The following is a 13,689-nucleotide window of genomic DNA, read 5'->3' as shown; positions in this document are numbered from 1 at the left end:
TATATTTGATTCGGGAGCGGCATACGTGTCAAGGCCTTGTACTGTGGGTCACACCTCGGAAGGGGAAGTGGATACGGGTCGGCATGACTCCGGCGGCCGTGTGCGGCGGGTCAGGTGGCGACGTTGCGCAGGGCTGCCGCGAGCTTCTTGAGGTCCAGTTCCTTGAGGTGGTCGAGGAAGTGCCGTCGGATCGCGTCCAGATTGGTGGGCCAGGCCTCTTCCAGGCGGGCCAGGCCGGCGTCGGTCAGTGTGGCGTGCCAGCTGCGGCCGTCCGTCTCGCACCGCAGCCGCTCGATGAAGCCCTCGTTCTCCAGTCGTTGCACGATGCGGGTCGTACCGCTGAGCGACATCTCGATGGCGCCGGCGAGCTCGTGCATGCGCAGCTGCCGGTCGGGCGCCTCCGACAGGTACATCAGGGTCAGGTACTCCGTGTTGGACAACTGCTGCTCTCGCTGCATCTGGGCGTCGATGGCGCGCGGCAGGGCGTAGAGGACGGAGGGGAGGGCGCGTACAACGGCCTCTTCTTCGGCGGTAAGCGGTTGTAGCGCGTCCGCAGGCGGGGTGGACTTCGGTGTCATGGGGGCGTACCTCACGTGTGTGCGGTGGAAAGCACCTCTGCCGGCCGAGTGCTTATTTGACGGAACAACCTCTTGTGCTATGTTGCTTGTCGAGTCAAGTATATCGCGAACCGGTTGCCAGGGCCACAACTACGCCCGGAACGGACGCGGCTCATTTCCACGAAGGGTTCAGCGTGACCAAGATCGGAATCATCCTCGGCAGCACCCGTCCGGGACGCAATGGGGAGGCTGTCGCCCGTTGGGTGTTCGACATCGCCTCGAAGCGGACCGACGCGGAGTTCGAGCTGGTCGACCTCCTCGACTACAAGCTTCCGCACCTCGACGAGGCGCTGCCGCCGTCGCTCGGCCAGTACTCCCAGCCGCACACGCAGGAGTGGGCGAGCAAGATCGCCTCGTTCGACGGCTTCGTCATGGTGACGCCCGAGTACAACCACTCGACGTCCGGCGCCCTGAAGAACGCCATCGACTACCTGTACGCGGAGTGGAACAACAAGGCAGTCGCCTTCGTCGGCTACGGCGGCCTGGGCGGCGCCCGCGCGGTGGAGCACCTGCGCCTGATCGCGGGTGAACTGCAGATGGCGGACGTGCGTTCGCAGGTCTCGCTGTCGCTCTTCCACGACTTCGAGAACTTCAGCGTGTTCAAGCCCGGCGACTTCCAGCTGGAGGCGCTGAACACCACGCTGGACCAGGTGCTGGCCTGGAGCAAGGCGCTCGCCCCGCTGCGTGCCGCGTAACGGACGCACCTGCTCGTAAGGAAACGGCGGCGGCCCGGCGGAGAGGTCTGGCCGCCGTCGTTCCCACGTGACGAAACCGACTGTCACGGCGAGTTCCGTGGCCGGTGAGATCATGCCGCTCTCACACGAGCACCGTTCGACTCTCACCCCAGCAAGCTTGGCGGGATACTTTGTCGGGCAATCACCATGAACTCGTGTCGACCGACGCGCGGCAGCCGGATCCCACCGAACCGGGACAGCAACCCCTCACCGCGGACGAAGACGCCGTGGTGCGGTCGCTCGGTCGCGTCATCTACACCCTGCCCCGTGCCGTCGACGCCGACATGATGCGGGAGCAGCGGCTTTCCCTGATCGAATATCTGGCTCTGGTGTACCTCTCCGAGGCTCCGGGCCGGCAGCTGCGCATGGGCGATCTCGCCGTCGCGGTCGAGATGACCGGCAGTGGTATGACGCGCCTGGCGGACCGGCTGGAAAAAGAGGGTCTCGTCCAGCGGGTCAGGTCGGAGCAGGACGCCCGGGGCTGGAACGCCGTCCTCACGGACGCGGGCCTCGACGGCGGGCGCGCCGAAAGCGCAGTTCAAGGGTGACGTCGTGGACGGGCTCGTCGCGAAAGGGCTCAGCTCCGCGCTGGTCCGCTTCATCGGCCTCGTCGAGGTGGCCGCGGCGGCGGGGCTGGTGGCCGGCATCTGGTGGCAGCCGCTGGGCATCGCGGCCGCCGTCGGGATGGCCGTCCTGCTCCTCGTGTGGCGATCGGCTACCACGTGAAGTGGGGCGACTGCCCGAGGCAGCGGGGTTCGTGCTCTTCGGCACTCCGCCCGTCGGCGGGCCCGACGACGTCGGCGAAGCGTTCCTGCCGAACCCCGCCATGGGCGTGGGTTTCACCGCCGAAGTCGACGCGGAAGCGGCCCAGTCGTACGCCGCGAGTTTCCTGGCGCCCGGATCGACCCTGCCCACGGAGGACCTCGTCGCCGACATACTCGCCACCGACGGCGCGGCGCGCACCGGCATCCTGGCGGGCATCGAAGCGGGTACGTTCGCCGACGAGATCCGCGTGGTGGCCGAGCTGACGCGGCCCGTCGCGGTACTGCACGGCGAGGGCGAGCAGCTGATCAGCCTCGACTATGTGGAGGGACTCACCATGCCGACGCTCTGGCGCGGCGCCGTGCAGATCCTGCCGGGGGTGGGGCACGCACCGCACCTGGAGGCGCCGAAGGCCTTCGCGGAGATGCTCACCCGGTTCATCGCCGACCTGGGCTGACGCACCCGTACCGCTGTCTGGGGACGGTACCGCCCCCGGGACAACGAGATCACGACCGAGATGCAGTCGCATCGGGAGCGTGAGAGCGTGGGGGTGACAACTGTGGAACCCGTGCCCATCCTCCGGCGGCCGGCTGTGGGCCGGGTGACGAGGGCGACGGCGGCCGCCGACACCGAGTGATGCGCAGACGATGGAGCGGCGCTTCCCTGAAGCGAGCACGCCTCGCGGGCGGTGATCGCCGAGAGGCGGCGGGGTGTTCCGGCGAGGGCATGCCGATACGCCGGGAGTTCGCAAGTGAAGAACCGAGGTGCGATGAACGCCCAGGATGTGACATATCCGCCCGAAAGTACCGCCCTGCTGATCATCGATCCGTACAACGACTTCCTGTCGGACGGCGGAAAGATATGGCCGCAGGTCAAAGAGGTCGCAGAGGAGATCGAACTTCTCGACCACATGCGGGCGGTGCTCGCAGCCGCCCGCGAACAGGGTTTCCACGTGTTCATCGTGCCTCACCACCAGACGGCGCCGGGAGACTACGAGACGTGGGATCACCTGTCCCCGACCCAGCAGCACGTCGTCGAGCGACAGACCTTCGCGGTCGGCAGCTGGGGCGCCGAGTGGCATCCGGACTTCGTGCCGCGGGAGAACGAGCTGGTCATGCGCCAGCACTGGGCGTCGAGCGGCTTCGCCAACACGGACCTGGACATGATGCTGAAGCAGCACGGTGTCCAGAAGGTCGTGATCATCGGCATGAAGGCCAACACGTGCGTCGACACCACCGCCCGTTTCGGGCAGGAGCTGGGGTACCACGTGACGCTCATCCGCGATGCCATCGGCGCCTTCTCGTGGGACGAGATGAGGGCGACGTTCGACATCAACGGCCCCGCCTACGCCCACGCGATCTTCACCACGGATGAGTTTCTGAAGGCCCTTCAGAAGACCGCCGCGTAGGCCGACGGAACCGTACGACAAGGCGCTGGCCGCCGCGGCGCTCGCCGCGACGGGCCGCTGGTCCCGGCGAGCGAGGGCTCCCGCCGGTGGCGAGAGCCCTCAGTCCTCAGTGATTCGTCGGTGTGGTCCGGCCCTCATGCCGCCGGCGGCCGCACCTACTTCGTCAGACAGGCGTTGACGAAATGCGATGACGTTCACTCGTACCGATGTGGAGACACCGCCGCTCCATGAGCCGGCCGATCCTGCCGTGCGCCTCCGGCCAGGTCTGTGAGGCACGGAAGATGTTCTGCCCGGCTTCGCGGGAGTTCGAGCCAGTTGCCGCTGATCTTCCCGTTCGGGCAGGTGACGGTGCGGCGGACGAAGTCGATGGCGCCTAGACCCAAGTGTCCAGCCACATACGCGACTGCCAGTCGTCGATCGGGATCGTCGTGCCGGTGTAGAGGGGCCAGAAGTAGATGAAGTTCCAGGCGATGAGCAGCACAAGCACGCCCGCCGCCACCGCGCCCCGTGTGCGGCGTCTGCCGCCCGCCCCCGGCGGCCCCAGCAGCGCGCCCAGCATCATCGCCACGGCCAGGCACAGGTACGGCACGAAGGCGACCGCGTAGAAGGAGAAGATCGTGCGGTCCTGGTACAGGAACCAGGGCAGATAACCGGCAGCTACCGCGCACAGGACGGCGCCGGCGCGCCAGTCGCGGCGCAGCGCCCACCGGTAGAGCAGATACACAAGTGCGCAGCATGCCGTCCACCACAGGAGCGGTGTGCCCAGTGCGAGGATCGCCTGCGAGCAGTCGGCCGTCGCGTGGCACCCGTCCTGCCCCGGTTTCGGCGACTGGTAGTGGAACAGCACAGGGCGGCCGAGGATCAGCCAGCTCCATGGGTTGGACTCGTAGCGGTGCCAAGTGTGGAGCCCCACATTGAACTGGTACACCCCGTACTCGTAGTGCCACAGGCTGCGGAGCGGAGCCGGGATCCACGACCAGGTGCCACCGCGGCCGTCTGCCCAGTGCCGTCCGTAGCCGTTGTCGGACAGGAACCAGCCTGTCCACGTCGTCAGATAGGTCACCACGGCGACCGGGACGACGGACAGCAGCGACCAGCCGAGGTCCTTGCGTAGCACTGCCCGGTACGGGCGGCGGGCCCCCGCCACGCGGCGGGAGCCGACGTCCCACAGCAGGGTGAGGACCACGAAGAAGACGAGGAAGTACAGGCCGTTCCACTTGGTCGAGGCCGCCAGTCCCAGGAAGAGGCCGGCTGCGAGCCGCCATGGACGCGATCCCATCCCGGCGCGGTCGCCTGTGACTTGATCCGGGCGCGCGTGGCCGTCCTCGCCCACCGGGAGGGCTGCCGCGAGCCGGGCCCGTGCGTTGTCCCGGTCGAGCAGCAGGCATCCGAACGCCGCCAGTACGAAGAACATGACGATGATGTCCAGGAGAGCGGAGCGGCTCATCACCATGTGCAGACCGTCCACCGCCATCAGCGCGCCGGCCAGGCAGCCCAGTGCCGTCGACCGGAACAGGCGGCGGCCTATTCGGCACAGCATCAGCACCGACAGCGTGCCCAGGACCGCAGTCATGAAGCGCCAGCCGAACGGGTTGAGGCCGAACATCCCCTCGCCGAGGGCGATCACCCACTTGCCCGTCGGCGGGTGGGCGAGGAAGGACCCGGTGTCGGAGAGCGGGATCACCTGAGGGTGCGCCAGGACCTGTGGGTCGGCGATCTTGCGGTCCGGTCAGGTGCCCTCGTAGCCGAGTTGCAGCAGCGACCAGGCGTCCTTGGCGTAGTAGGTCTCGTCGAAGACGAGGTCCCGCGGTTGCCCGAGGTGCCAGAAGCGGATCGCTCCGGCTAGGACGGCGATGAGTACCGGCCCCAGCCAGTCCATCACCCTCGCGACGCGGTGTGCCAGTGCCGGATTGATGCGTGTGAGCTCCCAGAGGCGGGTTGACGGCTTGGGAAAGGGCGGAACCAGGCGCTCGAGGATGTCGGTACGGGGGCGTCCGACGTATCCGAACAGGCGTAGCCGGTCCTGCCAGTTACCGGGCGCCGCAGTCGGACGACTGCTGTCGAGGACATGGGAACGCTGCGTGCTGCTACTCGTCACCGGGTGATCCTTGCGCATGGCGGCCGAGTTCTGGCCGCGGGGGGCGGCGCAGGACAGTCCTGTACTGCCGGGCGTCGCGCTGTGCGACCCCCGCCCGGACGGTTCGCTCGCGTTGAGCGTCGTTGCCGCGGTAAGCGAACCTGGGCAGCAAGAACTGGGTGATGGCGCCGACGGTGAGTGCGTACAGCACGGTGCCGATACCCACGCTTCCCCCCAGTAGCCAGCCCGCCGCGAGCACGATGATCTCGATCAGGGTGCGGATGAGCCGTATGGAGCGCGTGGTTATGCCGGACACTCCGGTCATCAGTCCGTCGCGGGGGCCGGGTCCGAAGCGCGCGCCGACGTACACAGCGATGGAAAATCCATTGAGGAGGACACCCCCGACCAACAGGCCGGCCCGGGCCGGGAGTCCGAGGTGCTCGGGGATGAGTGAGAGGCCGAGATCCGATGAGTATGCCAGGACGATGATGTTGGCGATGGTGCCGAGTTTCGGTCTCTGTTTGAGGGGGATCCACAGCAGGAGCACGAGAACTCCGACGACGGCGCTGATGGTGCCGAAGCTCAGGGACGTGTGCTGCTCCAGCCCCTCGTAGAGAACGCTCCAGGGGTTGACGCCCAGCGAGGCCCGGACCATGACCGAGAGGCTGAATCCGTACAGGGCGAGCCCGATGAGCAGTTGGGGAAGGCGTCTCAGCGGCTGCTCACGGAGGGGGACGTAGGCGAGGAGTGGCGCGGGAAGGTGCGGTGCCGGAGCGGCTTCGGTGGGATGTTCCGGAGCGCGGTCATGGGGGAGCGGAGCATCAGCGCTCACGGACGGAACTCCAGCGCGGCGACGACGGCCTGCAGGACGAACGGCGCCGGTCCGCCCGTCGTGCCCGACACCGTCCAACTGCTCTCGCTCGTCGTCACCCCGAAGTCACGGGAGGCGAGCGGTAGCAGGGCCTGCGTGGAGTAGTAGAGGAGCGCGAAGGTCGCGACTTTGACGAGGAAGAGGGCGAGGCTCATCCGGCGGTCGCCGGCGCCGCCCGGAGGCAGACGGGAAGCGGCGGCGAACAGGGCGGTGGCATTGGCGCCCGTGGTGGTGGACGCACCGGTATCGAGAGCTGGCATGCCTCGAACGTATGGACCCTTAAACCCATCCGTCCAATGAACAAAGTCTCTCTGATCGTTCCTGTGGTGCATCAGCAGAGCTCAGAGGGGCTGCGTCACCTTTCGATGACACGAGATGAGTGATGCGGCGGACATCGACACGCTGCTCGCGCCCCGTCATGAGTACTTCGCGGCGTGGCCCGGACCGAGCACCTGACGACTCAGGCCGACGACGTCGGGTGGCCCGCGACTCGTCCAGCGTCCACCAGCGGCGGTCCGGATGTTCTCGGTCTGCGTGGCGCGGGCCGGGCCAACGTCGGCAGCCGTCAGGCGGACGGGGAAGTACCGTTCGATCTGGCAGACCTCGCGTCCGCCGACGGCGTGGTTCTGGCTGCGCTCCGCGAGCTGGGCGCCCAGCTTGACGTCCTTCTCGTCGACGCCGAGTTCTCCGTGCAGTTCGCGGTGTGCGGCGGCCTTGTAGGTCTCGTCTCTCCAGCGAGCCCCCGGGTGTCGCCCAGAAACCTTCTCTGCACCCGTCAAGCCACCCAGCACACCAGTGACCTTCGGATCGCGCTGACCGGTTGCCGTCTAGACCTCTTCGGTCAGGGACACCCCGAGCAGGTCCTCAAGCTGGGAAATCGTCTGCCGGGGTGCCTTCGCGTGGAGCGTCGCGAAGCCGAGATCGGCCGCTGCCGGGAGGTAATCAGCGGTGTCGTCGACGAAGACACACTGCTCGGCGGGCAGTTCCAGAAGCTTCAGCGCGGCCAGGAAAATCTCCGGGTCAGGCTTGCGCATTCCGTGGTGCTCGGAGATCACCACGGCGTCATACAGCGCGTCGAGGTCGTATCCGTCGTAGAGGTTCCAGGGCGCGAGTCCGACGGAGTTGGACAGGATGCCGACCTTGATCCCTGCTCGTCGTGCCGCGGCAGCCGCGTTGATCATCAGCGGTTCGGGGCGCAGGTCGGCGAAGATCCTGCCCATCAGGTTGTGCGGAGCGACCCCGAGTCGCGCCGCCGCGGCCTCGTTCCACTGGTCCTGGGTGATCGTGCCGCGCTCCAGCTCATGGGTGCGCCGGGTCCCTTCCTCGTCCAGGTACAGCGCTGTGATGCACGCGCCCTCGGCCAGTCCCTCGCGCTGTTCGAAATTGAGCACGGCGGGCAGCAGTGGTGTGGTGAGCACCCCGCCGAAGTCGAGGACGAGGCCTGCGTGGTGGGACATGCGGAAACTCCAACAGCGATGAGGTTGATGTGTCGATCTGGGAAAGCAGGCCGAGCCGCGGCACGAACCGTGCCCGGTGTCGGCGAGGCGAAAGCACGGATACGGTCAGTGGCGTCGAACGGATTCCCCAAGGGAAACCCACGGCCTGTGACCGTCATCCGTGCCGTTCGTCGTGCGATCTCCGACGCCGGGCGTGGGCGGCTATGCCTGGGCGGGTTCTCCGCCGCCGAGGAGGCCGGCCTCGGTGAACGTCTTCACGAGGTGGTGGTGGTCGGCGACCCGGGTGAGCTGAAGCAGTTCGGTCTCGGCGGTCATGTAGGGCCGGTGGCCGGGCTTGATGTAGAACGCGTCCCCGGCCTTGAGGAACTCTTCGCTGCCGTCCGAGTACTTGACGCGGACTTCACCGCGGAAGAGGTAACCCCAGTGCTCGACGGGGCAGGCGCGGTCGGGGAACGCGGTGAGGAGGTCGTCCATGCTGTAGCCGTCCACGCAGGTCTCGAAGGCGTAGTGCATGTCGCCCAGTTCCGCCCACTTTCCCGTGTATCCCGGGGTCTCGACGGTGGCCGGCGCGTCGTTCTTATTGATGTGCATGTGTCTCGGCTTTCCTGCTGGGGATCAGTGGTCTTCTTCGTGATCGGTGGCGCGGATCGGTGAGCCGTGTAGCTCTTCGGGCGGCGATGACGATCCGGAGTGATCCGGGGCGCAGGCGGTCGCGCCCCGGTTTTCCCTACAGTTGGGCGGCTGCCGCGGCCGCCTGTGCGCTCACGTGGGTGGCGGCGCGTGTGGCCCGTCCGGTCAGGCGCCAGGAGATCATGCGCAGCATGCCGGAGGGGGCCGGGGGGAACACGCCGAGCTGGCCGAGCATGGTGATGTCGTCGCGTACCGCTTCGTGTGTGACGACCTTGCCGTCGCGCAGGCCGAGCACATGTATCTGCTCGAAGTCGATCTCGCGTCCGGTGGGAGGCACGGCCTGGTCGAGCGCGCCGTCCTTGAAGCGGATGAAGGCCCCGGTGTGCCGGCCTTGCATGCGAAGCCGCACCCAGACCTGGTCGCTGTCGTACACGACTCCCAGGACGGCGAAACGCAGGTCGCTGAAAGCGGAGCGCATCCAGGCGCTCGAGGCGAGGACTCCGGCGGGCCCGGGAGTTGAGCAGGCCGTCGGTGAGACCGCGGCCTCGCGGTTGTGGAAGTCCTCGTGGACCACCTCGACGGCCAGTGCGGGATCTCCTGTCTCAAGGATGCGGAAGAGGCCGCGGCCCAGTTCCGAAGTGTCCATTGCCATGGTGGTGATGCCTTTCGCGGGCGATGTCATTCGGTGCTGTGACCGTCCGGGAACCGGGGGTCCGGCTACGGCCGACGCCGACGCCGACCTCGGCACGAGACCGGGCACAGCATTATTGGAGTAGTAGCATACCTAATGAATACACGCTGCTGGCATCGTTCTATGCCGCCGGGACGTCCCTATGTGTCCCCGTTGCGTGAGCAGGGCGCGACCCGTACTCGAGAGCTGATCCTTCGTCATGCCACGGAGCTGTTCGCGGAACGCGGGTACGGACGTGTGACCGTGGCCGACATCGCCTCGGCCGCCGGGGTCGCGTCGAAGACCGTGTTCTCGAGCGTCGGCAGCAAGAACGACATCCTGAACAGGATCATCGACCAGGGCGTGGTCGCCTCCGGCTACGAGCAGGCGACACAGGGCGTGCTCGCCCTGCGAATGCCGGAGAGGGTCCTCGAAGCGCTGGCACACGGAACGCGTCTGGGCAACCAGAGCCAGTTCGCTGTGCACGAGGCGATCCACAAGGCACTGCCGGTCCATGAGGACGGGGAGGCTCTGTTGGAGCGCGCGACCGCCCCCTACCGGGACGCGCTGCGTGCCGTCGCCCGTCATCTGCACACGCTGGATCCGGCGCCCCCGTGTCCGGTCGAGGAGACGGTCGATCTGCTGTGGTACTGGTTCGGGCCCCTGGGCTGGCGGACGTTGGTGGTGGAGAGTGGCCGGACGTGGGAGCGGGCCGAGGGCGTCTTGTGCCGGATCGGTGTTGCCGTAGTCCTCTGACACCGGCTCGTCTCGCTGGAGCATGTGCGGTTCGCGTAACGAGGTGGCGGTCGGGTGCGGTCGCTGAGCTGGGCTGGGCGAGGCGGGAGCGAACGGGTCGGGCTGGTGCTCGGGCCTGCGGGTGTGGTCAGGCGAGGGTCGGTGAGGCCTGTGGCCCGCGCTGCTTCAGGCGTTCGGCGACGGTCTGCAGTAGTTCGTCGGAGAGGTTGTTGTCGGCGACGGCCCGGGACATGAGCAGGGCGCCGACGAGTGCGCTGAGGGTGAGCATGGCTTCGGCGCGGGTGTCGTCGGAGTCGTCGAGGCCTTCGATGAGTTCCAGGTAGGCGTGGACCTGTTGCTCGTAGGCGTCCTTGAAGTCTGAGTCGTTGCGTCCTGCGGAGGCGCCGAGGGAGACGAGTGCGCAGCCGGTGGCCGGTGCGTCCCGGTGTCGTTTGGTGAGGTAGGCGTTGATGAGGCCGGCGCGTGCGTCCTGCTCGTTCTTGTTCGCGGCGCGTTCCATTTTTGCTGTGCCCTCGGCCAGTGCGACGGCTGCGGCCTGGGCGATCAGGTCGTCGCGTGAGGCGAAGTGCTTGTAGAAGCCGCCGTGGGTGAGTCCGGCCTCGTTCATCAGTTCCGCGATGCCGAGGCGGGTGACGCCTTCGGTGCGGACTTTGCGTGAAGCGAGTTGCAGGACGCGTGCGCGGGTCGCCGCCTTCTCTGCCTGTGAGTGGCCCATGTCCGTGCCTGCCTTCCGGGGGGCGGCGTTGTGGGGACGCCGCGCAACTGGATGATGTTCATCATACTCCCGGGTGGCACAGAGGCAGCTCGAGTGCTGATTATTTGACTTTCAGGATGATGGCCATAATCTAGTAACTGCATGTTAGTCATCATCCAGATCGGAGCAGGAACCGTGTCCCAGACCTATGACCCCCGCCATACGGCCGTTTTGCTGGTCGATCCCTACAACGACTTTCTGTCCGAGGGCGGCAAGATCTGGCCGCTCCTGGAGCCCATGGCAAAGGAGGTCGGTCTGCTGGACAACCTGCGTTCCGTGGTCGCCGCGGCACGCCGGGCCGACGCTCGCGTGATCTTCGTTCCGCATCGGCGCTGGGAGCAGGGCGACTACGAGAGCTGGGATCATCCCAATCCGACCCAGCGCGCCATCATGGAGCGGCACAGCTTCGCCCGTGGCACCTGGGGCGGGGAGTTCCACCCCGACTTTCAGCCGCAGCCCGGCGACGTCGTCGTTCATGAGCACTGGGCGCAGAGCGGGTTCGCCAACACCGACCTGGACTTCCAGCTCAAGCAGCACGGCGTCACCCATGTGGTGATCGTCGGTCTGCTCGCGAACACCTGCATCGAGTCCACCGGCCGGTTCGCCATGGAGCTCGGGTACCACGTGACGCTGGTCCGCGACGCGACCGCGGCCTTCCTCCCCGAAATGATGCACGCCGCTCACGAGCTGAACGGCCCCACCTACGCCCACGCCATCGTCACCACGAACGAGCTCACCGCCGCGATCGAAGGAGCACACGCATGAGCAAAGAACTGACCGGAGAGCTGCTGATCGGAGCGGCCCGCGTGCCCGCCGCCGCAGGAACGATGAAGGCGCTCGATCCGTCGACCGGAGAGCTCATCGAGCCCGAGTTCGCCTTCGGCGGCGCCGCCGAGGTCGACCGTGCGCTGCGCCTCGCCGACGAGGCCTTCGACAGCTACAGCCACACCGGTCTGGCCGAGCGGGCCGCGTTCCTGGACCTCATCGCGGACAAGCTCGAGGCGGTCAAGGACGAACTCGCCGCACGTACCGCCCTGGAGACCGGCCTGCCCCTCGCGCAGTTCGAGGGCGAGGCACTCCGCACCGCCGCCGTGTTCCGCAAGTTCGCCATCGTTGTCCGTCAGGGCCGCTTCCTCCAGGCGGCCATCGACCCCGCCCAGCCGGACCGCCCGCCCGCGCCGCGCATGGATCACCGGCTGCAGAAGGTGGCCCTGGGCCCCGTGGTGATCTTCGGCGCCAGCAACTTCCCGATCTCCTACTCCGTGGCGGGCGGCGACACCGCCTCGGCCCTAGCGGCCGGCTGCCCCGTCGTCGTCAAGGCCCACAACGCACACCCCGGCGCGTCCGAGATCCAGGGCCGTGTCATCCAGCAGGCCGTCGCCGAGGCGGGACTGCACGAAGGCGTCTTCTCCCTCGTCCGGGGCGCCGGCAACGAGATCGGTGAAGCGCTGGTGGACCATCCCCTGGTCCGGGCGGTCACCTTCACCGGCTCCGAGGCCGGCGGCATGGCCCTCTACCGCCGAGCCCAGCAGCGCCCCGACCCCATCCCGGTGTTCACCGAGATGACCAGCGTCAATCCGACCTTCGTCCTGCCCGCCGCCCTGGCGGCCCGCGGCGCCGAGATCGGCGCCGGCCTCATCCAGCGCGCCATGTACAACGTCGGACAGGCCTGCCTGAAGCCCGCCATCCTCCTCGCCGTCGACGGACCCGGCTTCCAGGAACTGCGTGACGCGGCGACGGCCGAGGTGGAGAAGGCGGCCGCACGCACCATGCTCACCCCCTCCATCCACGACTCCTACACCCGCAACGTGCGGCGGCTGGAGGACAACGGCGCCGGCCTGATCGGCGCAGGATCCGCCCCGGTCGGCGCAGGGGACGGCCAGTCCCTGCTGTACGAGGTCACCGGTGAACGACTGCTGGCCGAACCCGCCCTGCGCGAGGAAGTCTTCGGCCCCGCCATCCTGCTGGTCAGGCTGACTGGCCCAGATCAACTGCTCGAAGTGGCCCGCGCCTTCCGCGGACAGCTCTCGGCCACCCTGCACGCCGAGGCCGCCGACCGCGCCGCCGCCGAACAGCTCCTGCCGATCCTGGAACGCCGCACCGGCCGCATCGTGTTCAACGCCTTCTCGATCCCGCAGGAGGTCTCCTACGCCTCCACCCACGGCGGCCCGTTCCCCGCCACCTCCGACAGCCGCTTCACCTCCGTGGGCATGGGCGCCATCGAGCGGTTCCTACGTCCGGTCACCTACCAGAACTTCCCCGACGAACTCCTGCCGCAGCCACTGCGCGCAGCGAACCCGCTGCACCTGTGGCGGCTCGTCGACGGCGAGCTCAGCCGGCGCTGACCGCTGCCACCGGCCCCGTTCGCCCTCCCGAACGGGGCCGGTTCGCTCTCCCGGAACGACCGGAACAACTGGAACAACCGGAACGACCGGAACGAAAGGAGTCCCTTCCATGACCACCACAGACCACACCGCCGCGCGCTATGAACGCGAGGCCCGCGAAGAGATCCGTAGAAGGCTGCTCGGCGCATGGCAACTCGTGTCCTACACCGCCACGAGCACCGACGGGAAGGTCGTCCACCCCCTCGGCCCCACCCCGCACGGCCTGATCGTCTACACCCCGCAGGGATACATGTCCGCCCAGCTGGGGCGCGGCGACCGCCCACCCATGAGATCGGCACGTCTCGAGGACGCGGCGGCCGATGAACTGGCCCAGGCGGCGGCCGGCTACGTCGCCTACGGCGGGCCGTTCGAGGTCGTCGATCCCACAACCGTCGAACACCGCGTCACCACCAGCCTCTTCCCGAACTGGATCGGACGCTCCCAGGTCCGGACGGTGACCTTCGAAGGCGCGCTCCTCAAACTCGGCGTCGCCACCCCCACCCGACTGTGGGGCGCGGAACGTACAGCCGAACTCACCTGGAGCAGGCCGGCCTGACCGCGGCCCGCGA

At 67.8% G+C, this 13,689-nt stretch carries 16 protein-coding genes and 2 pseudogenes; 9 read left to right on the top strand and 9 right to left on the bottom strand.

The genetic code is table 11. The features are described 5' to 3' along the window. Window positions 1-110: 110 nt before the first annotated feature. Window positions 111-578 carry a MarR family winged helix-turn-helix transcriptional regulator gene (locus OG568_RS56825; protein ID WP_266434753.1) on the bottom strand — a complete coding sequence of 156 codons (468 nt, stop codon included), beginning with the start codon at window positions 576-578 and terminating at the stop codon, window positions 111-113. Between the two features lie 173 nt (window positions 579-751). Between OG568_RS56825 and OG568_RS56820 the strand changes: the two genes are divergently transcribed. The 5 genes from OG568_RS56820 (at window position 752) to OG568_RS56800 (ending at window position 3,521) form a co-directional block, all read left to right on the top strand. Continuing rightward, window positions 752-1,312 carry an NADPH-dependent FMN reductase gene (locus OG568_RS56820; RefSeq protein ID WP_266434755.1) on the top strand — a complete coding sequence of 187 codons (561 nt, stop codon included), beginning with the start codon at window positions 752-754 and terminating at the stop codon, window positions 1,310-1,312. A gap of 194 nt (window positions 1,313-1,506) precedes the next feature. Beyond that, window positions 1,507-1,899, top strand: coding sequence for a MarR family winged helix-turn-helix transcriptional regulator (locus OG568_RS56815; RefSeq protein WP_329537819.1), 393 nt, complete (start codon window positions 1,507-1,509; stop codon window positions 1,897-1,899). A gap of 4 nt (window positions 1,900-1,903) precedes the next feature. Then, on the top strand, window positions 1,904-2,077 hold the full coding sequence (locus tag OG568_RS56810; protein ID WP_329537818.1) for a DoxX family protein: 174 nt from the start codon (window positions 1,904-1,906) through the stop codon (window positions 2,075-2,077). A 1-nt stretch (window position 2,078) separates the two neighbouring features. After that, the gene (locus OG568_RS56805; protein ID WP_329537817.1) at window positions 2,079-2,570 is read left to right on the top strand and encodes an alpha/beta fold hydrolase; all 492 of its coding nucleotides are present in this window, start codon (window positions 2,079-2,081) and stop codon (window positions 2,568-2,570) included. Between the two features lie 312 nt (window positions 2,571-2,882). Further along, entirely contained in the window at window positions 2,883-3,521 is a 639-nt protein-coding gene (locus OG568_RS56800; RefSeq protein ID WP_329538306.1) for an isochorismatase family cysteine hydrolase, read from the top strand. Window positions 3,522-3,894: 373 nt separating this feature from the next. On the opposite strand, the pseudogene OG568_RS56795 reads toward OG568_RS56800, so the two are convergent. The 7 genes and pseudogenes from OG568_RS56795 to OG568_RS56765 form a co-directional block, all read right to left on the bottom strand. Next, a pseudogene (locus tag OG568_RS56795) lies at window positions 3,895-5,637 on the bottom strand (dolichyl-phosphate-mannose--protein mannosyltransferase). Continuing rightward, complete coding sequence (yczE, locus tag OG568_RS56790; protein ID WP_329537816.1) at window positions 5,609-6,430, bottom strand: membrane protein YczE; 822 nt, start codon at window positions 6,428-6,430, stop codon at window positions 5,609-5,611. Before yczE ends, OG568_RS56795 begins: the two are co-directional and overlap by 29 nt. Window positions 6,431-6,462: 32 nt before the next feature. Beyond that, window positions 6,463-6,729: pseudogene (locus tag OG568_RS56785) on the bottom strand (MFS transporter); the annotation flags it as partial. Between the two features lie 156 nt (window positions 6,730-6,885). Beyond that, window positions 6,886-7,248: an NUDIX hydrolase gene (locus tag OG568_RS56780; protein ID WP_329537815.1), complete on the bottom strand. Its 363-nt coding sequence runs from the start codon at window positions 7,246-7,248 to the stop codon at window positions 6,886-6,888. Between the two features lie 48 nt (window positions 7,249-7,296). After that, window positions 7,297-7,926 (bottom strand): HAD-IA family hydrolase, encoded by a 630-nt coding sequence (locus OG568_RS56775; RefSeq protein ID WP_329537814.1) that lies wholly within the window; start codon window positions 7,924-7,926, stop codon window positions 7,297-7,299. Between the two features lie 201 nt (window positions 7,927-8,127). Then, window positions 8,128-8,517, bottom strand: a complete 390-nt coding sequence (locus tag OG568_RS56770) for a hypothetical protein (RefSeq protein WP_329537813.1) — start codon at window positions 8,515-8,517, stop codon at window positions 8,128-8,130. A 136-nt stretch (window positions 8,518-8,653) separates the two neighbouring features. Continuing rightward, window positions 8,654-9,202 (bottom strand): ester cyclase, encoded by a 549-nt coding sequence (locus OG568_RS56765; RefSeq protein ID WP_329537812.1) that lies wholly within the window; start codon window positions 9,200-9,202, stop codon window positions 8,654-8,656. A 168-nt stretch (window positions 9,203-9,370) separates the two neighbouring features. Here OG568_RS56765 and OG568_RS56760 point away from each other — a divergent pair, with 168 nt between their 5' ends. Beyond that, on the top strand, window positions 9,371-9,982 hold the full coding sequence (locus tag OG568_RS56760) for a TetR/AcrR family transcriptional regulator (RefSeq protein ID WP_329537811.1): 612 nt from the start codon (window positions 9,371-9,373) through the stop codon (window positions 9,980-9,982). A 127-nt stretch (window positions 9,983-10,109) separates the two neighbouring features. On the opposite strand, the gene OG568_RS56755 is transcribed toward OG568_RS56760, so the two are convergent. Beyond that, window positions 10,110-10,697, bottom strand: a complete 588-nt coding sequence (locus OG568_RS56755) for a TetR/AcrR family transcriptional regulator (protein ID WP_329537810.1) — start codon at window positions 10,695-10,697, stop codon at window positions 10,110-10,112. Between the two features lie 174 nt (window positions 10,698-10,871). Between OG568_RS56755 and OG568_RS56750 the strand changes: the two genes are divergently transcribed. The 3 genes from OG568_RS56750 (at window position 10,872) to OG568_RS56740 (ending at window position 13,676) form a co-directional block, all read left to right on the top strand. Beyond that, complete coding sequence (locus OG568_RS56750) at window positions 10,872-11,501, top strand: isochorismatase family cysteine hydrolase (protein ID WP_329537809.1); 630 nt, start codon at window positions 10,872-10,874, stop codon at window positions 11,499-11,501. Further along, entirely contained in the window at window positions 11,498-13,081 is a 1,584-nt protein-coding gene (locus OG568_RS56745) for an aldehyde dehydrogenase (NADP(+)) (RefSeq protein WP_329537808.1), read from the top strand. The genes OG568_RS56750 and OG568_RS56745 overlap by 4 nt, the downstream gene beginning before the upstream one ends. Window positions 13,082-13,190: 109 nt before the next feature. After that, window positions 13,191-13,676 (top strand): lipocalin-like domain-containing protein, encoded by a 486-nt coding sequence (locus tag OG568_RS56740; protein WP_329537807.1) that lies wholly within the window; start codon window positions 13,191-13,193, stop codon window positions 13,674-13,676. The last annotated feature ends 13 nt before the right edge of the window (window positions 13,677-13,689 follow it).

The sequence above is a fragment of the Streptomyces sp. NBC_01450 genome (assembly GCF_036227505.1).
Classification (GTDB): domain Bacteria; phylum Actinomycetota; class Actinomycetes; order Streptomycetales; family Streptomycetaceae; genus Streptomyces.
This window is presented reverse-complemented; position numbering and strand designations above follow the sequence as displayed.

Coding starts and splice junctions, on each gene's coding strand:
- OG568_RS56825 (WP_266434753.1), bottom strand. CDS start 578: ATGACACCGAAGTCCACCCCGCCTGCGGACGCGCTACAACCGCTTACC.
- OG568_RS56800 (WP_329538306.1), top strand. CDS start 2,883: ATGAACGCCCAGGATGTGACATATCCGCCCGAAAGTACCGCCCTGCTG.
- OG568_RS56775 (WP_329537814.1), bottom strand. CDS start 7,926: ATGTCCCACCACGCAGGCCTCGTCCTCGACTTCGGCGGGGTGCTCACC.
- OG568_RS56770 (WP_329537813.1), bottom strand. CDS start 8,517: ATGCACATCAATAAGAACGACGCGCCGGCCACCGTCGAGACCCCGGGA.
- OG568_RS56765 (WP_329537812.1), bottom strand. CDS start 9,202: ATGGACACTTCGGAACTGGGCCGCGGCCTCTTCCGCATCCTTGAGACA.
- OG568_RS56760 (WP_329537811.1), top strand. CDS start 9,371: ATGCCGCCGGGACGTCCCTATGTGTCCCCGTTGCGTGAGCAGGGCGCG.
- OG568_RS56755 (WP_329537810.1), bottom strand. CDS start 10,697: ATGGGCCACTCACAGGCAGAGAAGGCGGCGACCCGCGCACGCGTCCTG.
- OG568_RS56745 (WP_329537808.1), top strand. CDS start 11,498: ATGAGCAAAGAACTGACCGGAGAGCTGCTGATCGGAGCGGCCCGCGTG.
- OG568_RS56740 (WP_329537807.1), top strand. CDS start 13,191: ATGACCACCACAGACCACACCGCCGCGCGCTATGAACGCGAGGCCCGC.